The 22577-nt window shown below is 62.6% G+C and carries 16 protein-coding genes and 1 tRNA gene; 10 read left to right on the top strand and 7 right to left on the bottom strand.

Annotation, left to right across the window (positions count from 1 at the left end; all coding sequences use genetic code 11):
- Positions 1 to 19: 19 nt before the first annotated feature.
- The 5 genes from ruvC to ACB034_RS03755 form a co-directional block, all read right to left on the bottom strand.
- Positions 20 to 541, bottom strand: a complete 522-nt coding sequence (ruvC, locus tag ACB034_RS03775; protein WP_042027609.1) for a crossover junction endodeoxyribonuclease RuvC — start codon at positions 539 to 541, stop codon at positions 20 to 22.
- A gap of 131 nt (positions 542 to 672) precedes the next feature.
- Positions 673 to 1692 (bottom strand): efflux RND transporter periplasmic adaptor subunit, encoded by a 1020-nt coding sequence (locus tag ACB034_RS03770; RefSeq protein WP_371172126.1) that lies wholly within the window; start codon positions 1690 to 1692, stop codon positions 673 to 675.
- A 54-nt stretch (positions 1693 to 1746) separates the two neighbouring features.
- On the bottom strand, positions 1747 to 4809 hold the full coding sequence (locus ACB034_RS03765; protein ID WP_371172125.1) for an efflux RND transporter permease subunit: 3063 nt from the start codon (positions 4807 to 4809) through the stop codon (positions 1747 to 1749).
- Positions 4810 to 4973: 164 nt separating this feature from the next.
- Positions 4974 to 7298, bottom strand: coding sequence for an acyl-CoA dehydrogenase (locus tag ACB034_RS03760; RefSeq protein WP_371172124.1), 2325 nt, complete (start codon positions 7296 to 7298; stop codon positions 4974 to 4976).
- Between the two features lie 48 nt (positions 7299 to 7346).
- Positions 7347 to 8000 carry a TetR/AcrR family transcriptional regulator gene (locus ACB034_RS03755; protein ID WP_026456593.1) on the bottom strand — a complete coding sequence of 218 codons (654 nt, stop codon included), beginning with the start codon at positions 7998 to 8000 and terminating at the stop codon, positions 7347 to 7349.
- A 467-nt stretch (positions 8001 to 8467) separates the two neighbouring features.
- Here ACB034_RS03755 and ACB034_RS03750 point away from each other — a divergent pair, with 467 nt between their 5' ends.
- Positions 8468 to 9208, top strand: a complete 741-nt coding sequence (locus ACB034_RS03750) for a phosphatase (protein ID WP_371172123.1) — start codon at positions 8468 to 8470, stop codon at positions 9206 to 9208.
- 87 nt (positions 9209 to 9295) lie between these two features.
- Positions 9296 to 9371 (top strand) — tRNA-Thr (locus tag ACB034_RS03745).
- Between the two features lie 39 nt (positions 9372 to 9410).
- Here the strand turns inward: ACB034_RS03745 and ACB034_RS03740 are convergent.
- Positions 9411 to 10610 (bottom strand): ROK family protein, encoded by a 1200-nt coding sequence (locus tag ACB034_RS03740; RefSeq protein ID WP_371172122.1) that lies wholly within the window; start codon positions 10608 to 10610, stop codon positions 9411 to 9413.
- A 116-nt stretch (positions 10611 to 10726) separates the two neighbouring features.
- Between ACB034_RS03740 and ACB034_RS03735 the strand changes: the two genes are divergently transcribed.
- From ACB034_RS03735 to ACB034_RS03725, 3 genes are all read left to right on the top strand, one after another.
- Positions 10727 to 14005: a DUF5107 domain-containing protein gene (locus tag ACB034_RS03735; protein ID WP_371172121.1), complete on the top strand. Its 3279-nt coding sequence runs from the start codon at positions 10727 to 10729 to the stop codon at positions 14003 to 14005.
- A gap of 73 nt (positions 14006 to 14078) precedes the next feature.
- Complete coding sequence (locus ACB034_RS03730) at positions 14079 to 15533, top strand: sugar porter family MFS transporter (RefSeq protein WP_371172120.1); 1455 nt, start codon at positions 14079 to 14081, stop codon at positions 15531 to 15533.
- Complete coding sequence (locus tag ACB034_RS03725) at positions 15530 to 16387, top strand: aldose 1-epimerase (RefSeq protein WP_371172119.1); 858 nt, start codon at positions 15530 to 15532, stop codon at positions 16385 to 16387. The genes ACB034_RS03730 and ACB034_RS03725 overlap by 4 nt, the downstream gene beginning before the upstream one ends.
- Positions 16388 to 16401: 14 nt before the next feature.
- Here the strand turns inward: ACB034_RS03725 and ACB034_RS03720 are convergent, their stop codons facing one another.
- Entirely contained in the window at positions 16402 to 17214 is an 813-nt protein-coding gene (locus tag ACB034_RS03720; protein ID WP_042027597.1) for a DeoR family transcriptional regulator, read from the bottom strand.
- A 273-nt stretch (positions 17215 to 17487) separates the two neighbouring features.
- Between ACB034_RS03720 and kbaZ the strand changes: the two genes are divergently transcribed.
- From kbaZ to ACB034_RS03695, 5 genes are all read left to right on the top strand, one after another.
- Entirely contained in the window at positions 17488 to 18783 is a 1296-nt protein-coding gene (kbaZ, locus tag ACB034_RS03715; protein ID WP_371172118.1) for a tagatose-bisphosphate aldolase subunit KbaZ, read from the top strand.
- Between the two features lie 12 nt (positions 18784 to 18795).
- A complete protein-coding gene (locus tag ACB034_RS03710; RefSeq protein WP_371172117.1) occupies positions 18796 to 20007 on the top strand; it encodes an SIS domain-containing protein in 1212 nt (403 codons plus the stop codon).
- 82 nt (positions 20008 to 20089) lie between these two features.
- The gene (agaF, locus tag ACB034_RS03705) at positions 20090 to 20530 is read left to right on the top strand and encodes a PTS galactosamine/N-acetylgalactosamine transporter subunit IIA (RefSeq protein WP_268855783.1); all 441 of its coding nucleotides are present in this window, start codon (positions 20090 to 20092) and stop codon (positions 20528 to 20530) included.
- Positions 20531 to 21730, top strand: coding sequence for an N-acetylglucosamine-6-phosphate deacetylase (nagA, locus tag ACB034_RS03700; RefSeq protein ID WP_371172116.1), 1200 nt, complete (start codon positions 20531 to 20533; stop codon positions 21728 to 21730). It begins immediately after the preceding gene.
- A complete protein-coding gene (locus ACB034_RS03695; protein WP_224210025.1) occupies positions 21721 to 22575 on the top strand; it encodes a tagatose bisphosphate family class II aldolase in 855 nt (284 codons plus the stop codon). Before nagA ends, ACB034_RS03695 begins: the two co-directional genes overlap by 10 nt.
- The last annotated feature ends 2 nt before the right edge of the window (positions 22576 to 22577 follow it).

The raw sequence follows: 22577 nt of genomic DNA, 5'->3' as shown, positions 1-22577 counted from the left end.
GATTGGCGGGGAGAGGGGGTCAGCGGTAGCGGCCGCGCACCGAGCCACTGGTGCGACCCGCCATCTTGATCAGGCTCTGGCGGGTGTGCAGGTGGCACAGCGCCACCCCGAGGGCATCGGCCGCATCGGCCTGCGGGGTGGCGGAGAGTTTCAGTAGATGGGTCACCATGTGCTGCACCTGCTCCTTGGCGGCGCCGCCTGTGCCTACCACCGCCTGCTTGATCTGGGTGGGGGAGTATTCGCTCACCGGCAGGGCCGCGTTGACGGCGGCCACGATGGCGCTGCCCCGGGCCTGTCCCAGCTTCAGGGCCGAGTCGGCGTTGCGGGCCATAAAGACCCGCTCGATGGCAAACTCGGTGGGCTTGAACTGGGTGATGATCTCGCACACCCCGTCGTAGACCTGCTTGAGGCGCTCCGGCAGCTCGCCGCAATCGGTGCGAATACAGCCCGACCCCAGATATTCGGCCTTGCCGCCGACTACCCGGATAACCCCGTATCCGGTGATCCGCGATCCCGGGTCAATGCCCAAAATAATGCTCATGGGTTGTGATTGCTCTGAACGCGAGTGATGGCCGCCAAGATAGCAAACTGTGGCCCGCTTGGCTGTACGTCTGCACTCAAGCGGCCAAACATTGCTCAGCCACGGGATAAAGAGGTGTCCCCGGCCGTCAATCAGCCCTCGAACAGGGTGACTGTGTCGCCATCGCGCAGGCTGCCGGCGCCGCGCACCACCACCCTGTCACCGGCCTTGAGGGCACCGCTCACCGCCACCTGCTGGCTGTCGCCAAACAGCACTGTGACCGGTATCCGGTTGACCTTGAGCCCTTTTTCTCCCTGTTCGACCCGGTAGACCACGCTTCCCTCGGTGCCGAGCACCAGGGCATCCCGTGGTAGCTGCATGCTCTGCTGCTCCCCAAGGGGCAGGGCCACTCGCACCGGCGAGCCTATGATGAAACGACCTGCATCGGGTTTGAGGCGCAGCTCGATGAGGCGCGATCTGGGGTCGGCGCTGACCGCCCGCTGGTAGTAGACACCGTGGCCGCTCAGCTGTTCCCCTTCCATCCGCAACCGGGTCTGGGGCGCCAGCCGGTCGGCCCAGACGATGGGGACCTGCAGGCGGATATCCGGCAGGTCCGGATTGACCAGCTCCAGTGCCCGCTCGCCGGCATCCACATGCTCCCCCGGCTGGATGAAGTGGTTGTTCACTACCCCGTCAAACGGGGCGAAGATGTGGCTGCGGCGCAGCTGCTCTTCAATCTGGCACACCTGCACCCGGGCCAGCCGCTCGGCCAGCTCGGCTTGCTCCACGTCGTAACGGGCCTTGTCATACTGGCTCTGGGAGGTGCTCTTCTGCCGGTGCAGCGTCGCCAGCCGGCCAAACTCGGCCCGGGCGAAGCGCACATTGCTCTCCCACTTGGCCTGCTCGGCCCGGGCCTGCTCCAGCGACAGTTGCAGCGCCGCATTGTCGAGGCGTAGCAGTTCGTCCCCTGCCTTGACCCGGCTGCCAAATTCGGCGATCCACTCCACTCGGCCACTCACCTCGGCGCTCAGCGCCGCCTGCTGGCGGCTCGCCACAGTGCCACTGACCCAGATGCTGGCCGCCGTCTCTCCCAGGGTCACATCCGCCAGGGTGACCACCTTCTCCTGGGCCCGGGCGGTGCTCAGGCTCCCCGCCAGCAGGGCCGCTGTCATCAGCATCCTTGTAACCATTTTTGTAAAAACGGGTGTCATCGATGAGCTCCTTGCTCAGGCCCGCTGGCGCAGGTGAAGTGGGGTGTCGGCCCGCTCTCCCAGTCGCAGGAAGGCGGGTAACAGGATCAGGGTAAACAGGGTGCTGCAGCTCATGCCGCCGACGATGACGGTGGCCAGCCCACGGTAGATTTCACTGCCCTCGCTCGGGCTCAGCATCAGCGGCAGCATGCCGAAGATGCTGGTGAGGCTGGTCATGGCGATGGGGCGCATCCGGCTTTGCAGGGCGTCGGTCACCGCCTGCGGGCGGCTCATGCCCTCCCGCTCGGCGGTGCGGGTCTGGTGCATCAGCAGGATGGCGTTGTTGACCACCAGCCCCAGCAGAATGACGAAGCCGATGATGGTCAGCAGATCCATCGGCAGGGGCACCAGGAGGCCGCTCAGGTGGAGCGCCAGCACGCCGCCGACGGTGGCGAGCGGCAGGGCGAGCAGCACCAGGATGGCGTCTTTCAGGGAGGCGAAGACCCCCCACAGCAGGATCAGCAGGATCATCACGGCAAACAGGAAGATGGCCCCCAGGTTGTCCAGCGCCTGCTGCAGGCTGTCGGCGTTGCCGTCGATGCGCAGCTCTCCTCCGGCGGGCAGCAGCGGCCGGATGGCGGCGAAGCTCTTGTGCTGCAGTACTTCTAGCACTTGCTCCATGCTCATCCCCTCGGGTGGGGCTATCTGCAGGCTGATGCTGCGCCGGCCGTCGGCGCGAAAGATGCTGGCCGGGCCCATGTCGTGCTCCACCCGCAGCAGTTCGCCAAGGGGGACGATGCGCCCGGACGGAGTCGCCAGTGGCACGGCCCGCAGTTCGTCGGGATTGGCGGAGCTCTGTCCCATCAGCAGGATGTCGAGCCGCTCCTCCCCATCGAAGTATTCGCCGACCCGCAGGCCGTCACCGAAGGTCTGGATGATGGCGGGCATGGGGGTACGATCCCAGCCCACCTCGGCGAGACGCCTGTCTTGTGGCACCAGGCGCAGTTCGGGGGCGGTGAAATCGAGATCGGGTTGTGGCCTCACCTGGGCGCCCGGCAAGTCCTGCTGGACGATGGCCACGGCGGCGCGCGCGGCCTGGTAGAGGGCTGGCAGATCCCCCCCCTGCAGCAGCAGGGAGATGCCGTTCTCGCTGTCAAAACCACCGAACAGCGAGCCCTGACCGCCGAAGGCCCGGGTGTCGGGAATGCCCACCAGCAGCTGCTTCATCAGCAGCTGCTCCAGCTCCTTGATGCGGTTCTCATCCCTGGGTCTGACCCCGATCTGGGCACCGCCCGGGTAGCGCAATATGTAGTAGTTCTTGAGGGCGGGCTCCTGCTCCCCCTTCATGTAAGGGGCGAGGCGGGCGATCAGGGTATCGATCACCTCCTCACGCTGGGCCTTGAGGTTGACCCCGGGGGTGAAGCTCATCCAGACGTCCACCGCATCGCGCTTCACATCCGGCAGGTAGTTCATCCTGGGCAGCAGGGCCCAGGTAGCCAGGGCAGGCAGGCTCATCATCAGAGTGATGATGGTCCAGCGCCGGCGGGGCGTGCCGGTCCAGCGGATCACATGGCGGGTGGTGCGCTGCCACAGCGAGTCATAAGGGTCGATCAGCCGCTCGCGCCCCATCCAGCGCGCCGCCACGGCGGGCAGCACGATCACCGCCACCAGCATGGAGACGGTCACGGCGCAGGCGATGGTGAGGGCAAGGTCTGCAAACAGCTGCCCCTCCACGTCGTTGAGCAGCAGAACTGGCAGGAAGATGGCGACCGTAGTCAGGGTGGAGGCCACCAGGGCGGTCCACACCTGGCGGGTGCCTTCCAGCGCCGCGGCCGGCTTGCTCAAATCCCCCTTCTCGTGACGCCGGTAGATGCTCTCCAGCACCACGATGGCGGCATCCAGCACCATGCCGACCGCGAAGGCGATCCCCGCGAGCGAGATGACGTTGAGGGTTCTGCCCATCATTTTGAGCAGGCAGAAGGTGAGCATGATGCTGATGGGGATGGCGAGAGCAATCATCAATGTTGCCTTGAGCCGGCGCAAGAACAGCCAGAGGATGGCGCAGGAGAGCAGCACCCCCAGCCCCAGGTTGGCGGTCACCATGCTCACCGCCCGGTTGATGTAGAGGGAGGCATCAAACGACTGCTCCATATGCAGGCCGACCGGCTCCAGCACCTCGCGGTTGAGCTCGGCCACCCTGGCCTTGATCCCTTCGAGTGCCGCCAGGGCGTTGGCCCCGCTCTCCTTGAAGATCTGGGCCGCGATGGCGGTGTTGCCGTTCTGGATCCGCAGCACCGGGTTCTCTTCCCGCGCCAGCCTGATCTCGGCGACGTCCCGCAGATAGATGGGCAGGCCGTCGCGCCAGTCCACCACCTTGTCTCCCAGACTCGCCACGTCGTAACGGCCGGCGAAGCGCAACTTGTACTCCCAGCGGCCGATGTCGAGGGTACCGGCCGACACGTCCCAGCCGGTACCGGCCCGGCTGGCCAATACTGGGATCTCTACCTCCAGCTCGGCGGCGCGGTAGGGGTCGAAGCGGATCTGGATCTGGCGCTCGTTGATCCCCTGGATATCGACGGTCGATACCCCGGGGATCCGCTCCAGCTCGGGTTTGATCCGTGCCTCGATCAGTGCCTGGTGGTCATCAATTTTCCCTTTGCTGCCAGGCAGCTGCTGGATGAAGAAGAAGGTGAGGGTGTCGTTGCTGCTGTAGTTGTTGACGTAGGGGCCGCCGATGTTGTCCGGCAGGCCGGAGACCCGGTTCAGGCGCGAGATGACGTCGAGCTGGGCCCGCTGCATGTCGGTGCCGAGGGCGAACTCCAGATCGATTTCGGTGAAGCCGGGGTAGCTGTTGCTGATGAGACGCTTGAGCCCCTGTACCCCCTGCATCTCCTGCTCGATGGGGTCGGTTACCTCCGACTCCATCTCCTGGGGCGAGGCCGAGCGCCAGTCCACCGAGATATTGAGGTGTGGGCGCTCTATGTCGGGAAACAGCTGGACTGGCAATCCCCGAATGCTGAGCAGGCCCAGCAGAAAAATCAGCACGATCGAGACCGCCACCCAGATGGGGCGTTCGATCGCCGTTTTGGCGAGGTTCATTCACTCTTCCTGAGTTTTGTTGTTATTGGCCATTCCGCTGGCCTTGCTTCCAAAGTCCCTGAAACAGGGACTCAAGCATTTAACTGGAATTTCCCCCGCTTGTAAACGCATGGTTAACAAACAAAAAACCGGCCACTTGGGCCGGTTTTCAGGAGTCAACGGGATCAGGCTGCGTTGTCGACCCGGTTGGGCTGGGAGAGGCCTTCCAGCTCGCCCGGGGCGAAGTTGTCCACCTGGATGGCTTCATAGCGCAGGGCGTCGGCGGCCAGCAGCTTGTCCGCTTCATCCTTGCTCAGGATGGAGTGGGACAGGGCGGCGGCAACCAGCTCGGGCAGGGCCATCTTGCGGGGCAGCTTGCCCTCTTTCTGGGCCTGCACCAGCTTCTTCTCGTAGGGCTGAACCGCCACCATGGCCTGGAAGGCGCGCTCCATCAGGCCGACCGGATCCGCTTCGTCCTTGCCAACATAACAAAGCGCGGTCAGACGATCGCGGAACTCGCCCGGTTTCATCATGGCCAGGCAGATGGCGTGGCAGCGATCATCGGCCGGCATCTTGTAACCGACGCCAAACGGGAACACCACCCGCTTGAGCACGGCACCCACCACCTTGTTCGGGAAGTTCTGGAAGAAGCCTTCGAACGCCTTGCCGATGAGGTAAAGGTTGCGCTCCACCGCGTACTGCACGAACGGCAGATCGGAGACCATGCGACCCTGATCCTCGTAGTGCTTGAGGGTGGCGGAGGCCAGATAGAGGTGGCTCAGCACGTCGCCAAGACGGGCGGAGATCATCTCCTTGCGCTTGAGATCGCCACCCAGCATCAGCATGGAGATGTCGGCGCACAGGGCCAACCCTTTACTCATGCGTGACAGCTGCTTGTAGTAGCGAGCGGTTTCGCCGGCCACCGGGGCGCTGTTGAACTGACCCAGGGTCAGCCCCTGGAACAGGGCGCCGAAGAAGTTGCCGGTACCGAAGGCGATGTGCTTCATCAGCAGGGCGTCGAACTTCTCGAGACCGCGCTCCACGTCGGTGTCGGCCGCTGCTTCCAGCTCGGCAAACACGTACGGGTGGCAGCGGGTGGCACCCTGGCCGAAGATCATCAGGTTGCGGGTCAGGATGTTGGCCCCTTCCACCGTGATGGCCACCGGAATGCCCATGTAGGCGTAGCCGGTGTAGTTTTTCGGCCCAAGCTGGATGGCGCGACCGGCGTGGATGTCCATGGAGTCATCCATGATCTGGCGTGCCATTTCGGTCATGTGGTATTTGGAAATCGCCGTGACGATGGCCGGTGCCTGACCGAGGTCCAGGGAGCCTGCGGTCATGCGGCGGGCCCCTTCCAGCTGATAGGTCAGGCCACCGATGCGGGCCAGCGCTTCCTGTACCCCTTCAAACTTGCCGATGGACATGCCGAACTGCTTGCGCACGTAGGAGTAGGCACCCACGGTGCGACTCGCCATGTGGCCACAGGCGGTGCCGAGGGCAGGCAGGGAGATGCCGCGACCGGCAGAGAGGCATTCGACCAGCATGCGCCAGCCACGACCGGCGTAATCCGGGCCGCCGATGATCCAGTCGAGCGGAATGAACACATCTTTGCCGAATGTCGGGCCGTTGAGGAACGCCAGCCCCATGGGGTAATGACGATCGCCGACACGCACGCCCGGGTGATCGGTCGGGATCAGCGCACAGGTGATGCCGATCTCTTCCTTGTCGCCCAGCAGTTTTTCCGGGTCATAGAGCTTGAACGCCAGTCCCAGCACGGTGGCGCGCGGCGCCAGGGTGATGTAGCGCTTGTTCCAGTTGAGGCGGATGCCGAGCACTTCCTCGCCCTTGTGCATGCCCTTGCAGACGATCCCCTTGTCCGGGATGGCGCCCGCATCCGAGCCCGCTTCCGGACCGGTCAGGGCGAAGCAGGGTACTTCCTTGCCGTTGGCCAGCCCCGGCAGCCAGAAATCCTTCTGGGCCTGGGTACCATAGTGCATCAGCAGTTCGCCCGGGCCGAGGGAGTTCGGCACCATGACGGTGACCGCCACGCTCAGGCTTTTGGTGGCGATACGGGTGACGATGGTGGAGTTGGCAATCGCGGAGAACTCGCGGCCGCCATAGGATTTCGGGATGATCAGGGAGAAGAAGCCTTCCTTCTTCAGATAATCCCACACCGGCTCCGGCAGGTCCTTGGTCTCGTTGACGATCTTGAAGTCGTCGACCATGGCGAGCAGGGTTTCGACCTGGTTGTCGATGAAGGCCTGCTCCTCTGCGGTCAGCTCGGCCTTGCCGTAGCCGTGCAGCTTTTTCCAGTCGGGGTTGCCGCGAAACAACTCGCCATCCCACCAGACGGAGCCGGCTTCCATGGCCTCCCGCTCGGTGGCCGACAAGGGCGGCAGTATCTTCTTGAAGATGCCGAATACCGGACGGGTTACCACCTTTTTACGGATGGAGGGTACGCCGAGCACGACGGCTATCGCCAGCACCAGCAGGATTAGCAATGTGATCATACCGAAGTTCCTTCTATTTCACTGTTTCCGTTGATTTATTGTTGGTTGTTACACGGCCAGGGCCTGCCTGGTCGACTCCACGGGCGCCCCGACTCCGGACGCCAGATAAGGAATAACGTTGCGCACCAGCCCTTCCACATCGAGCTGCTGGCCAAAATCGGCCTGGGCGATGTCGCGCAGGGCATCGGCGGAGGCCATGGTGAACACGACAGTGCCCAGGGTGAAATGCAGGCGCCAGAAGAGATCTGCTGGCGACAGGGCCGGATTGGCCTTGGAGATGGCCTGGGTGATCCGCTGCAATACAGCGCCGTAATGGGCGGTGATGAAACGGCGCAGGTGGCCCTGGCTGTCGATGTAGCCGCGTCCCAGCAGCTGCATGAAGAGGGCAGGGCCGTTGGCCCGCACGGCAACCAGTTTCATCAGGGGATCGACAAAGCTTTCAAACACCTGTAGCAGGCTCAGCTGATCCTGCGCCATCAGGGTACGCAGACGGGCGTCCAGTTCCGGCATGAACAGGCTTAGGTAGCGATCGAGCACAGCCTGGATCAGCTCCTTCTTGGAACCGAAGTGATAATTGACGGACGCCAGATTGACATCGGCCTCACTGGTGATCAGGCGCAAAGAGGTATCAGCAAATCCCCGCTCGGCAAACAGCACTTCCGCGGCATCGAGAATACGGTTTTTGGTATCGATTTTACTCACTGTACACCTCACTTAAACGAATGTTTAAAAAGTACGTTTCATAAGCTCAAGTGTCAAGAGAGTGTGAATAAGTGTTAGCGAAATGTTTTTTGCGAAAAGTACAACGGAAGGGGAACTTAAGTCACACGGCGGGACTCTATATCTATGCCACTGCAATTAAACATTAAGTCTCGCCCAACCTGCTTCATGCTAGTTGGGCATTTTTTTACCCGCTCCTTGCCGATAACGGACGGCAGGCAAAAAAAAACCGCCGCAGGGCGCGACGGTGGGGAAAGTGAGTTTTCCTCATCCTGAGGCAAACTATCGATGCGAGTTCAGGCATTCATCGATGGTGCCAGTATGCCAGCCCGCGCCAGCCAGACTATGTCAGGTTCTCGTCATTTTGTGACAAAGTATGGCAAGGGGCGACATGGCCCCGACATCCGCCCTTTGTTATGCTGACGACTCCAGTCTGAAGGGGAGAGAAGATGAAGTACCCGGTCGATACCCACACTCATACCGTTGCCAGTACCCACGCCTACAGCACCATCCACGACTATCTGCCCATCGCCAGGGCCAAGGGGATCAAGCTGTTTGCCACCACGGATCATGGACCGGACATGGCCGATGCTCCCCACTTCTGGCATTTCGTCAATCTGCATGTGCTGCCGAGGGTAGTGGACGGGGTCGGCATCCTGCGCGGCATCGAGGCCAACATCAAGAACATAGATGGCGAGATAGACTTCCCCGAGCGCTACGAGTCGCGGCTCGACATGATCATGGCGGGCTTTCACGAGCCGGTATTTCCCCCCTGCGATCAGGCCACTCACACCCAGGCGATGATCAACGCCATCAAAAGTGGTCGGGTCGATATGATTAGCCATCCCGGCAACCCGGCCTTCCCCATCGATATCCAGGCGGTAGTCAAAGCCGCCGCCGAATACCGGGTGGCGCTGGAGGTCAACAACTCCTCGTTCAGCCACTCCCGTGCGGGCAGTGAAAGCAACTGCCGCGCCATCGTCGAGGCGGCGCGCGACCTTGGCGCCTATCTCACTTTTGGCTCTGATTCCCACGTGGCCTTCAGCCTGGGGGATTTCGATCATTGTCACCGTCTGGTGACCGAGGCGGGCTTCCCAGAGGAGCGGATCCTGGTGCGCTCACCCCGGGCTTTGCTCGATTTTCTCGAGAGCCGTGGCCGCGCCCATATTCCCGAGTTCTCCGATTTGTAAGTTTGCAGGTAACACCATGAGCCAACTCATAAAATCGTCTTGGCTCGATTGACTTGTAGGCCGTTTTTTCTGAATCTGAAGGCATTGGCCGGTATAGCTCAGTTGGTAGAGCAGCGCATTCGTAATGCGAAGGTCGCAGGTTCGACTCCTGTTACCGGCACCAGATGACAAGGGCTGGCTTCATCGTGAAGCCGGCCCTTTTCTATGCGTGTGTCTCCAGGGCTTGCTCCACATAGAGATAACCAATCCCCATCACCTGCTGGGGGCGGGTGAGTTCGCCGAAGCGGATGTGGGTGGCATTGACCGCATCGCTGCAATCGAACGGATTGGCGCCGGTCTGGTGGATGATGGTCTGCAGCCATGGCTCGCCAAATTGGCAGCTGCGGCCATAGAGCCAGATGCGGTTGATGTTGAGGATATTGAGGAAGTTGTAGAGACTCAGGCCGATGGCGCGGGCCCCTTCATCGACCAGGGTTCGGATCATGACATCCCCCTGATGGTAGAGGGCGAGCAAACGGACCGTGTCGAGCTCTCCGCCTTCCGGCGCCGGGTTATCGGCACTGGCCTGCTGTTTGAGAAACACCCGGGCGCGCTTCTTGATGGCAAAGAGGGAGGCGACCGTCTCCAGACAGCCGTAACGGCCGCAGGCACAGGCGCTGCCATCCGGGTTGATGATGGTGTGGCCTATCTGGCCGCTGCCAAACAGGGCGCCCCGGTAGACCTGGCCGTTGATGATAAAGGCCGAACCTATGCCGTAGTCGACGTTGATGACGCAAAAATCCCCGTTTGCTTCCCGGCCCTGCCACTTCTGCGCCAGGGCCAGCATGATGCAATCGTTATCCACCATCACCTCGCAGCCGAGGCGCTCTTCCAGCAAATACTTGAGTTCGACCGGTGCATGCCAGGGGGCCTGCGGCATGGTCTGGGAGACCCCGGTGGCCGGGTTGACTTGGCCATGTATCGCCAGCGCCAGGCGGATCGCCACACCCTTGTGGCGGCGCTTGTGCTGGTAGTAGCAGGCTTCAATCAGGCTCAGTAACTCCTCCGGCGTTTGCGGCGAGATTTTCTGACCTGCGTAGTCGTCGAGCGGGGTGATCAGATTGTCCACCAGTATGCTCTCCAGGCTGGTGGGACTGATGTTGAGGCAGAGGATCGCCCCCTGGCCGCTGGCGATGCGGTAGCTGCCGCCACTGATGCCGCGCGCGGAGAGATTCTGCTCGCTGTGGCTGATGGCGCCGTCGGCGACCAGTTCGTCGAGGATCTTGCTGACCGCCGGGATGGAGAGTTCGCAATGGCGGGCCAGGGTGGACTTGCTCGCCTCCTTGAGCTGGTAGAGCAGGGCCAGCAGCACCTGTTTGTTGTGGTGGCGGACCTTCTGGTTGTTCAAGCCGGCGTGTCTCATTTCACTAAACCCTGCTTACTGTATTGCGTGATCTTTGAGCGAAAATCACTGAAAACCCTATTCTAAACTGGCCTCATCGAAACGTTTACTAATTAATGTTGAGTGAGGCGAGATAGATGAGATCGGATGTACGAGTCTGGGAAGAAACCGTCACCCTGCCGACTTACGAGGTTGGCCCCGAAGATCCCAACCCCATGTTCCTCGAGAAGCGGGTCTATCAGGGCTCCTCGGGGGCCGTCTACCCCTATGGCGTGATAGATACCCTCACCGGGCAGAAGCAGATGAAGCCCTATCAGGCGATCTGGCTGGAGAACGACTTCATCAAGGTGATGCTGCTGCCCGAGCTGGGGGGCCGCATCCACCGCGCCTATGACAAGGTGATGCAGCGGGATTTTGTCTACTACAACGAGGTGATCAAGCCCGCCCTGGTGGGGCTGGTGGGGCCCTGGATCTCCGGCGGGATCGAGTTCAACTGGCCACAGCACCACAGGCCCACCACCTTCATGCCGGTGGACTTCACCATCCAGGAGTGCGAGGGCGGTGCCAGGACCGTCTGGCTCGGCGAGGTGGAGGCGATGCGTGGCTTGCAGGTGATGGCCGGTTTTACCCTCTATCCGGACAGGGCGCTTATCGAGATCACCGGCAAGGTGTTCAACGGCAACGACACGCCGCGCCACTTCCTCTGGTGGTCCAACCCGGCAGTCAAAGGGGGGGATGATCATCAGAGCGTCTTCCCGCCGGATGTGACCGCCGTCTATGACCACGGCAAGCGCGATGTCAGCGCCTTCCCCATCGCCCGTGGCACCTACTACAAGGTGGACTACTCGAGCGGGGTCGATATCTCCCGCTATCGCAACATTCCGGTACCCACCTCCTACATGGCGGACAAATCCGACTACGACTTCGTCGGCGCCTACAGCCATGGCGAGCAGGGCGGGCTTTTGCATGTGGCGGATCACCACGTCTCCCCGGGCAAGAAGCAGTGGACCTGGGGCAACTGTGATTTCGGCCTTGCCTGGGATCGCAACCTGACCGATGACAATGGTCCCTATATCGAGCTGATGACCGGGGTCTATACCGACAACCAGCCCGACTTCACCTGGCTGGATGCGGGCGAAGAGAAGGTGTTCGTCCAGCACTTCCTGCCCTACAACACCCTGGGCACTGTGCAAAACGCCAACACCCGCGCCGCCCTCAAGCTGGAGCGTACCGAGGGCGGGTTCTTGTGCGGCGTCTATGCGGTGGCGCCGTTATCCGCTGCCCGTGTCGAGGTGAGCGACGAACAGGGCGTATTGTTCACGAAAGCCCTTGAACTGCAGCCGGGCCAGGCCTGGCTGGAAGAGAGCACCGCGAGCAGTGAAGGGCGCCTGCGGGTGAGTCTGCTCGATGAGCACGATCAGACGATCCTGAGTTACCTCGAACACCAGCCGGCAGGCGAGGCGCTGCCGGAGCCGGCCACGGTCCCTGCACCTGCCGCCAATCTCGACTCGGTCGACGAGCTCTATTTCATTGGTCAGCATCTGGAGCAGTACCTGCACGCCAGCCGCTCTCCCTTTGATTACTACCTGCGGGCGCTGGAGATCGACAGCGGCGACTATCGCTGCAACCTGGCGCTGGCGACCCTCGAATACAACCGCGCCAATTATGAGCAGGCGCTGGAGTATGCCAATCGGGCGCTGGCCCGGGCCCATCGCCTCAACAAGAACCCCCAGTGCGGCAAGGGGAGCCTGCTGCGCGCCCATATCGAGGAGCGCCTCGGTCGGCTCGACGCCGCTTTCGATGACTTCCACAAGGCGACCTGGAGCGGCAACTGCCGTGACAGCGGCTTCTTCGGGTTGGCCCGCATCGCCATGGTGCGCCGTGACCCCGCGCAGGCGCTGCAATTTGTCGAGAGGAGTCTCGCGGTCAACGGCACCCACTATGGCGCCATTGCCCTCAAGGGGTTGGCGCTGTTGGAGTGCGGCGAGCGGGAAGCGGCACTTGCCTATCTCGACCAGCAGCAGGCGCGCCACCCTCTTCACTACCAGCTGGCCTTGCTGCGCTGGCTGGGGAGCGAGCAGGCGGCGGATCTCGAGGCGCTGGCACGTCTTTGCAACGGGCGCGGAGTCAATCTCTGCTTCCTCACGAGTGCCTTGCTTGAGCTGGGGCGCCCCGAACTGGCCCGCCAACTGCTGCAGGCCCTGCCGGTGGAAGAGAGCCTGCCGCTCTTGTTTCAGGCCAGCCTGCAACCACAAGGGGCGCAGCAGGAGGCGCTGTTGCGGCGGGCCGAGCAGGCCCTGGGTTGCCGGGTGCGCTTTCCCAACACCCTGGGGGAGGTGGCCATGCTCGAGCGGTTGCCACACAGCTGGTTTGCCCGCTATCTGCTGGGCTGCTTTCACTACAGCAAGCGCAACTACCAGCAGGCGGTCTCCCTGTGGCAATCGGTGTGCGAGCTGGCGCCCGAGTTTGCCGCGACCTGGCGCAACCTTGGCATCCATCACTTCAACAAGGGCGGCGATCTGGCGGCAGCAGAACAGTGCCTGAGCCGCGCTTTTGCCCTCAAGCCGGACGATGCCCGCCTGCTGTTCGAGCTCGATCAGCTGCACAAACGCTGCGCCGTGGCCCCCGCCGAGCGACTGGCTTTGCTGGAGGCCCATCGCGAGGTCGCTCTCAAGCGCGACGATCTGACCGCCGAGCTGCTCAGCCTCTACCACATCACTCATCGGCTGGAAGCCGCGGCCGAGATATTGCGGCTGCGCGAGTTCCACCCCTGGGAGGGGGGCGAGGGCAAGGTGACCGGCCAGTACCTCATCAACCAGCAGCGCCGGGCCCTGGCCCTGATGGCAGCAGGGCGTCACCAGGAGGCCATCCCGCTGCTCCAACAGGCGCTGCACTATCCCCTCAACCTGGGGGAGGGGCGTCTGGTGGGGCAAACCGACAACGACATCCACTACCTGCTGGCGCTCTGTCATCTCGCCTGTGACGACCAGAGCCTGGCAAGCCAGTGCCTGCAGCAGGCCTGCCTCGGTCAGGCCGGGTTGGGTGCGAGCCGTTACTACAACGATCAGCCGGTGGATTACCTCTTCTATCGGGGGATGGCGCTGGCGCAGCTGGGCCGGGGGCAGGAGGCAGAGCGCCTGTTTGAGGGCATGGTGACCTGGGCTGAAGAGGCCATGAAGGCCCCCGTGGAGGCGGATTTCTTTGCCGTGTCGCTACCCGACCTCATCGTGCTCGACGACGATCCGCAGCAGCAACACCGCCAGCACTGCCTGCTGGTGCGGGCGCTCGGCCAGCTGGGGCTGGGACGGCGGGAGGCCTGCGAGCAGACGCTTGGCGAGCTGCTTACCCTCAACCCGGCCCATGACAAGGGGCATCTGTTTACCCTGATCTGCCGTGAGCTTGTGCTCACCCCATAACAAAAACCGGCGCCCCGCCACTGTGAGGGGCGCCCCTGCACCCTACAATCGACAAAGATGATAAGGATGAGTCATGGAACGCACGAAAAATCAATCAGATACGAATGGGCTCAATATGAGCTACGTCTGGATGATCTGCCTGGTGGCTGCCTGTGGTGGCCTGTTGTTTGGGTATGACTGGGTGGTGATTGGCGGGGCCAAGCCCTTCTATGAAGCCTATTTTGCCATCACGGATCCGGCCCAGTCCGGCTGGGCCATGAGTTCGGCGCTGGTGGGCTGTGTGCTGGGAGCGGCCATCTCGGGTTGGACGGCCGATCGCTTCGGTCGCAAGAAGCCGCTGATCCTGGCGGCCATCCTGTTTACCATCTCGGCCTGGGGCACCGCCGCCGCCGGCAGCTTCGATCTGTTCGTGGTCTATCGCATCGTGGGCGGTATCGGAATTGGTTTGGCCTCGGCGCTCTCGCCCATGTACATCGCCGAGATAAGCCCGGCCGACAGGCGCGGCAAGTTCGTGGCCATCAACCAGCTCACCATCGTCATCGGCGTGCTAGCGGCCCAGCTGGTCAATCTGATGATCGCCGATCCGGTGGCGAGCAACGCAACCCAGGCCGATATCCTCGCCACCTGGAATGGCCAGTCCGGCTGGCGCTGGATGTTTGGCGCAGAGCTGGTGCCGGCCCTGGCCTTTCTGGTTCTGATGTTCTTTGTGCCCGAGTCACCGCGCTGGCTGGCCAAAGATGGTCAGTATGAGCAGGCGTCCCGCATGCTTGGCAAGATTGGCGGCGATGCCTATGCCAAGCAGACCCTGGCCGAGATCCGCCAGACCCTGGTGGGCGAGGAGGCGCATCGGGTGTCGCTGGCGGAGCTGGGCAAGCCCTCGGTGCGCCCCATCCTTATCATCGGCATGGTACTGGCGGTGTTTCAGCAGTGGTGCGGCATCAACGTCATCTTCAACTACGCGCAGGAGATCTTTGCCTCCGCCGGGTTTGACATCAACAGCACCCTCAAATCCATCGTCGCCACCGGCCTTATCAACCTGCTGTTTACCCTGATTGCGCTGCCCATGGTGGACAAGATAGGGCGCCGCAAGCTGATGCTGATTGGCTCGGCCGGGCTGACCATTATCTACGGCATGATGGCGGCAGCCTATGCCAGCGGCGTGTTGGGCTTGCCGGTGTTGCTGCTGGTGCTGGCAGCCATCGCCATCTATGCCCTGACCCTGGCGCCTGTCACCTGGGTGCTGCTCTCGGAGATCTTCCCGAACCGGGTGCGTGGTCTGGCGATGTCGGCTGGCACCCTGGCGCTCTGGATTGCCTGCTTCGTGCTGACCTATACCTTCCCGCTGCTCAATGCCGGGCTGGGAGCCTCGGGCAGCTTCCTGCTCTATGGCCTCATCTGTTTCGCCGGTCTCATCTTCATCTACCGCAAGGTGCCCGAGACCAAGGGGGTGACTCTGGAGGCGCTGGAAGCCCAGCTGGCCCAGGGCAAGGTTGAGCTGACGTCGACCAGGGCGAGCGCCTCCGCATGACGGTTTACACATTGAGCAACCCGCACCTTCGGATGCGGGTTTCAACACAAGGGGCTTGTTTGCTGGGGCTGGAGGATGAGCAGGGGCGCCCGCTGCTGCGCGAGAGTGACCCCGATGCATCTTGTGATCCCGGGCAAAGCGCCCTGTTTCCCATGATGCCGCTGGCCAACCGGGTAGCTGGCAACCGTTTTGAGCTATGGGGGGAGGAGCATGGCTTGCCAGAAAGTCCCGTCGATCCCGACTTCTTCCTGCACGGCGATGGCTGGTTGCGACAGTGGCAACCGGTGGCATTGAGTGGCAGCGCCGTGACGCTGCAGCTCATCAGCGACAACGGCCCTTTTCACTACCAGGCAGAGCTCGACTATCGGCTGGAAGGGGCCAGCCTGGTGGCGCGCATCACGTTGACTCATCTGGGGGAGAGCCCCTGCCTCTATGGCGCCGGTTTCCACCCCTTCTTCTGGCGAGATGCCCTGACCCAGGTACGTTTTCTGGCGAGCGGTGTCTGGCAGGAGGGGGCGGATCATCTGCCGACAAGCTGGAGCGGCACGCTGGCTCCCCACCTCGATTTTCGCCGTTGGCGACGCCCGCAGGGGTGGCTAAACCACTGTTATGGCGGCTGGTGTGGCCGGGCCGAGCTGGCACATCCCGCTCGCAGGCTGCGGCTGACATTGACCAGCGACAGTGCCTTCCTGATGCTCTATCAGCCCGACGAGGTGAGCGGATTCGTCTGTCTGGAGCCCCAGAGCCATGCCGCCAATGCCCACCACATGGCGGGCCATCCCGGTTTGCGGTTGCTGGCACCAGGTGATCGGCTGGCGCTCGTCATGACGTTGACGGTGACCGACGGGGCTTGATGCCCCCGTGGCCTCTAGGGGGCGTCAGCCGGTACCAGCAGCACGTCGATCCCGGCATGGCGCAAGCCGTTGAGCAGTTCGGCGGGCAGGGCGTCATCCGTGATCAGGGTGTGGATGCGATGAGTGTCGATGATCCTGTGCAGGCTCAGGCGCCGGAACTTGCTGGAGTCGGTGACCACTATGATCCGTTCGGCCACCTGGCACATGCAGCGGTTGAGGCGGGCCTCATCCTCGTGGTGGGTGCTGATGCCCCGTTCCAGATCGATGCCATCCACCCCGAGAAACAGCAGGTCGAAGTGATAGTTCTGCAGGGACTGCTCGGCCTGGGCGCCATAAAACGAGAGCGATTTGCGGCGCAGATGCCCCCCCGTCATCAGTAATTCGACCCCTTCGGCCTCCAGCAGGGCATTGGCCACGTTCATGCCGTTGGTCATCACCAGAATGTCGTGATGGGCGCGCAGATGGCGTGCCACCTCGAGGGTAGTGGTACCCGAGTCGAGCACGAGACGACAGCCGGGGTGGACGAGCGTCGCGGCCAGCGCCCCAATGCGCTGCTTGACCGGTGTGTTGAGTACGCTCTTGTCGGCGATGGTGCGTTCGGGCACCGCCTGCGCCTGATTGGGCTCGCAGAGCAGGGCGCCGCCATAGGCGCGCACCGCCACTCCCTGGCGTTCCAGAAAGGCCAGATCGTTGCGAATGGTGACGGTAGACACCTGGTAGTGATTGGCCAGATCGTTGACCTGTACGCTGCCATTGGCGCGCAGTTGCTGAATGATTTTTTCCCGCCGCTCGCTGGTACCGAGCACGCTCTTTTCGGTTGTCTGCATAAGCTCTTCTGCCGGAGTGTCGTGGTGAGCCCACCACTTTCGTTATTTTTCGTTTTTCATATTAATGCCCAGCGGCCATTGCAAAGCAAGCTTTCGCTCATCGCACCTAGCCTGGTCGCGCTCCTTTCCCCTCTCTTAGTCTTTCAATACCTTTCCATTTGTGATCCTATTCATGATTTGAACAAGCTTTCATTTCGTTAAATGCGTCTGAAGTCTATGGTTTGGAAAGAAATCGAAAGTAATCTTGATGATTAAATAGTCAATGGTGGTGCAATGAAATCGGTGCAGGGGTTGATCGAAAGACATAAGCAGGGGGAGCCGGTCGGCATCTATGCCGTCTGCTCCGCCCACCCGCTGGTGCTGGAGGCGGCCATGCGCCTGGCCGCCACAGGGAATGAGTTGTTGCTGATAGAGGCGACCTCCAACCAGGTCGACCAATACGGCGGTTACACCGGCATGACGCCCGCCGATTTTCGTGACCATCTGTATCGGCTGGCCAAGGTGTGCGATTTCCCGGTGCACCGCCTCATGTTGGGGGGCGATCATCTGGGGCCCAATCGCTGGCAAGGGGAACCGGCCGACCAGGCCATGGCTCATGCCGATGACTTGATCGCCAGCTATGTCGCCGCCGGTTTCAAGAAAATTCATCTCGATTGCAGCATGCCCTGCCAGGGAGATGCCGTGCCCCTGAGCGATGAGCTGGTCGCCGAGCGGGCCGCTCGTCTGGCACGGGTGGCCGAAGATACCTGCCAGGCCCGGTTCGGGCGCAGCGATCTGGTCTACGTGATCGGTACCGAAGTGCCGGTGCCGGGGGGCGCCCATGACGATCTGGTTGAGCTGGCCGTCACCACGCCACAGGCGGCTCGTCACACCCTGGAGGCACACCGCCAGGCGTTTGCCCACGCTGGGCTGAATACGGTCTGGCCACGGGTCATTGGCCTGGTGGTGCAGCCCGGTGTCGAGTTCGATCACACCCGTGTCATCGATTATCGGCCCGAGCAGGCGGCGCCCCTCAGCCGGATGATCGAAACCTATCCCGACATGGTGTTCGAGGCCCACTCCACCGATTACCAGACCCCGACGGCTTGTCGCCAGCTGGTGCGCGACCACTTTGCCATTCTCAAGGTCGGCCCGGCCCTGACCTTTGCCCTGCGCGAGGCGTTGTTTGCCCTTGTTGCCATTGAAGAGGAGCTGGTCCCCACCTATGCCTGCTCGGGCCTGCGTCAGGTGATGGAAGAGGCGATGCTGGATCACCCCGATTACTGGCGCCATCACTACCATGGCAGTGCCAGGGAGTGCCGTCTGGCTCGTGGTTACAGCTATTCGGATCGCATTCGCTACTACTGGCCGGACAGCCGGGTCGACGCCAGCTACGCCAGACTGCTCGCCAATCTGGCCGCCGAGCCCATCCCCTTGCCCCTGCTCAGCCAGCATATGCCCCTGCAGTATCGCAAGGTGCGCCAGGGCACGCTGTCGGCCAATCCCCACGACCTCATTCTCGATCAGGTGCAAGAGGTGTTGCGGCACTACGAGTTCGCCTGTCATCCCCGATTAGACCCAGTTGTATAAGGAGTTGCAGAGATGATCCTTGGTTATTCAGCTGAGACATTGCGTCTCGCCAATGGCCTGGCCACCGCCAGCGAGATCCACCAGCAGCCCGCCACCTGGCGGGAGACCCTCACCATGGTCGAGGCGTGTCGCCATCTGCTGGATCCTTTTCTCGCCCCCTTGCTCTGCCATGACCATCTGAGGGTGATCCTGACCGGTGCCGGTACCTCCGCCTTTGCCGGGCGCGCCCTGGCCCCTTATCTCGCGGCTCGCCTGAATAAGCGGGTCGAGGCGATAGCAACCACCGACATAGTCACCGATCCGGCTGAATATCTGGCGCAGGATTGTCCGACCCTGCTCATCTCCTTCGCCCGTTCAGGGGACAGTCCGGAGAGCGTGGCCGCAGTCGAGCTGGCCAGCCAGTTGCTCAGTGACTGCCATCACCTGGTGCTCACCTGCAATAGCGAGGGGGAGCTCTATCGACGCTGCCAGCAGGAGGCCAACTCCCTGGCACTGTTGATGCCGCCCCAGACCCATGACCGCAGTTTTGCCATGACCAGCAGTCTGACCTGCATGATGCTGAGCTGCCTGGCCGTCTTCCTGCCAGCACAATTCAACCCGAGGGGCTGTGTCGAGCTGGTGTGCGCCAGCGAGGCTATCCTGGCCCAGGCGGCACAGCGCCTCCCCGATTGGAATGACCCCATGGCCGAGCGCGTCATCTATCTTGGCAGCGGCAGCCTGCAGGGGGTTGCCCAGGAGGCCGCCCTTAAGCTGCTGGAGCTGACCGGCGGCCTCTTGATCGGCATGCATGACTCGCCCACCGGATTTCGTCACGGTCCCAAGTCCGTGGTCAACGAGCAAACCCTGGTCGTGTTGTTTGTCTCCAACGACCCCTATACCCGTCAATACGATCTCGATCTGTTGCGCGAGCTGCGCGCCGATGGCAAGGCGGCCCGGGTCGTCGCCATCGCCGATCGGCCCGACTCCCGTATCGAGGAGGGGGAGCATATCTACCTGCCTCGTACCCTGGCGCAGGACGATGCCCAGCTGGCCTTCTGTTACCTGCTCTATGCCCAGTTCTATGCCTTTCATACCGCCTTGTGCCTGGGCATCAGCCCGGACAATCCCTGCCCGACGGGGCAGGTCAACCGGGTGGTGCAAGGGGTCAACATCTATCCGTACAAACGCCTGGATGAGAGGGCGATGTTCGCAAGAGGCGAGGAGGGGGGCCTGTTATGCCTGTGAGCCTGTTTTGCACTCGAAATTGCAAACGTTTGCAACCGGTTCGGGCCCTGTGTCCGTCATCACCAGAACAGGAGTGAGTCCCATGTTGGGCATCATCATCAGCGGTCACGGCGGGTTCGCCAGCGGTTTGGCAGAGGCGATGGAGCAGATCCTGGGGGAACAACCCTGCGTGGTGGCTATCGATTTTCCCGAATCCTCCACCACCGCCCGGCTGGAGCGGCAATTTGCCCAAGCCATCCCGACGGTGGATCAGGGGGACGGGGTCGTGTTTCTCACCGACTTGCTGGGGGGAACCCCCTTTCGGGTGGCCTCCTTGCTGGCCATGAGGGTGCCCGGGCGAGAGGTGATCACCGGCACCAACCTGCAGTTGCTGCTGGAGATGCTGCTGGAGCGCGATGACCTGAGTGCCAGCGAGTTTCGCATCGAGGCCCTTGCCTGCGGTCATCGGGGACTCACCTCCCTGGCCGACGAGATGAACAAGGAGCGGCAAGCACAGGCTGGTTTAGTGGAGGGGGGGATTTAAATGGCTTCACGGATCCGTGCCCGTTACCTGCTGACCGAGCAGGGGTGGCTGGCACATCAGCAACTGACTTTCGAGGCGGGGTGCATCACCGCCATCGACCCCTTCACGGGAGGCGAGCCGGAATGGGATGTCGAGCTGTTGGTGCCCGCCCTTATCGATGGCCATGTTCACGGCGGCGCCGGGGTGGACGTGATGGATGAGGAGGCCGGCGCCCTGGCCCATCTCTCCCTTGCCAAGGCGGCCGAAGGGGTCGGCGCCTTTCTGGCCACCACTGTGACCGCTCCATTGCAGCAGATCGAGCAGACCCTGACTAGGATCGCCGACGGCGTGGCCAGCGGGATGCCGGGGGCACAGCTGCTTGGCAGCTATCTGGAAGGGCCCTACTTCACCCCCGAGCACAAGGGGGCCCACGATCAGGCCCTGTTCCGCGAGCTGGATATCCCGGAGCTGGAGAGGCTGCAACAGCTTGCTCGCGGCACCCTGCGGGTGGTCGCCCTGGCGCCGGAGAAACCCCGGGCGCTGGAGGCCATCCGCCACCTTGTTGCCAACGATGTGCGGGTCATGCTGGGTCACTCGGCCGCCGACCATGACACCACCATGACTGCGCTCTCGGCCGGCGCCACCGGGTTGGTGCACTGCTTCAACGGCATGCGCGGCCTGCACCACAGGGAACCCGGCATGGTTGGCGCAGGCCTGATCCATCCCCATGCCTGGCTGGAGCTCATCGCTGACGGCCACCATCTGCATTCCGGCGTGCTCAGGCTCTGTCACTGCTGCGCCGGCGAGCGCCTGCTGCTCATCACGGATGCCATGCGCGCCGCCGGCATGCCGGATGGTCACTACCTGCTGGGCAACCACAGGGTGGAGATGAAAGGGGGAGTGGTACGTACTGAAGCCGGCGGCCTGGCCGGCAGCACCCTGACCCTGCTTGGTGCGGTACGCAACATGGTACAGCTTGCGGACGTACCGCTTGCCGATGCCATCCACATGGCCTCGCTAGCGCCGGCCCGCATGCTGGGGATTGCGGATCGCCTCGGTTCCCTCTCGGTCGGCAAGCAGGCCAACCTGCTCGCCCTTGGCAATGAGCTCGCTCAACAACACATCTGGGTGGCGGGCAGGGAGATAGATCCAGCCTGTTTCAGCCCCCTCTTCTCTGAGTCTCGCGTCAGCCATGGCGCACAGGAGTCACCATGTATCTGATCTCTTCCCATGAAATGCTCAAGGATGCCCAGCGCCGGGGTTATGCCGTTCCCGCCTTCAATATCCATAACCTGGAAACCGTGCAGGTCGTGGCCCGCACGGCGGCGCGCATGGGCTCCCCTGTCATCCTGGCGGGTACGCCGGGCACCTGTCGTCACGCCGGCGTGGAGTACCTCGTCTCCATCTGCCAGGCCGCGGCGCAGCAGTACCGCATTCCGCTGGTATTGCACCTGGATCACCATGAGGACGAGCAGGACATTCGCCGCAAGGTCGAGGCGGGCATTCACTCGGCGATGATCGATGCCTCTCACTGCCCGTTCGAGGAGAACATCGCCAAAGTGCGCAGCGTGGTGACCTTCTGTCACCGGATGGGGGCCAGTGTCGAGGCCGAACTGGGCCAGCTTGGCGGCCAGGAGGATGACCTCGTGGTCGATGCCGGCCACGCCCACCTGACCGACCCGCTGAAGGCGGCCGAATTTGTCCTGCGTACCGGCATCGACTCGCTGGCCGTCGCCATCGGGACTGCCCATGGTCTCTACAAGGAGGAGCCTCGTCTTGATTTCGCCCGCCTCGCCGCCATTCGCCAGCAGGTGGATATCCCTTTGGTGCTGCACGGCGCCTCCGGCGTGCCGGAGGCCGATGTGAGGCGCTGCATCGGACTTGGGATCTGCAAGGTCAATGTCGCGACCGAACTCAAGATCGCCTTTGCCGATGCCATGAAGGCCTTTCTCGGCAGTCACCCCGATGCCAGTGATCCACGCCAGTATCTGGTGCCAGCGATGGCTGCCATGGAAGAGGTTGTCGCCGCGAAGATATGCATGTGCATGAGCGACGGCAAATTATAAAA

This window comes from Aeromonas sp. S18(2024) (assembly GCF_041402525.1).
Lineage (GTDB): Bacteria > Pseudomonadota > Gammaproteobacteria > Enterobacterales > Aeromonadaceae > Aeromonas > Aeromonas enteropelogenes.
The sequence above is the reverse complement of the archived record's forward strand: the minus strand, read 5'-3'. Positions and strand labels throughout refer to the sequence as shown.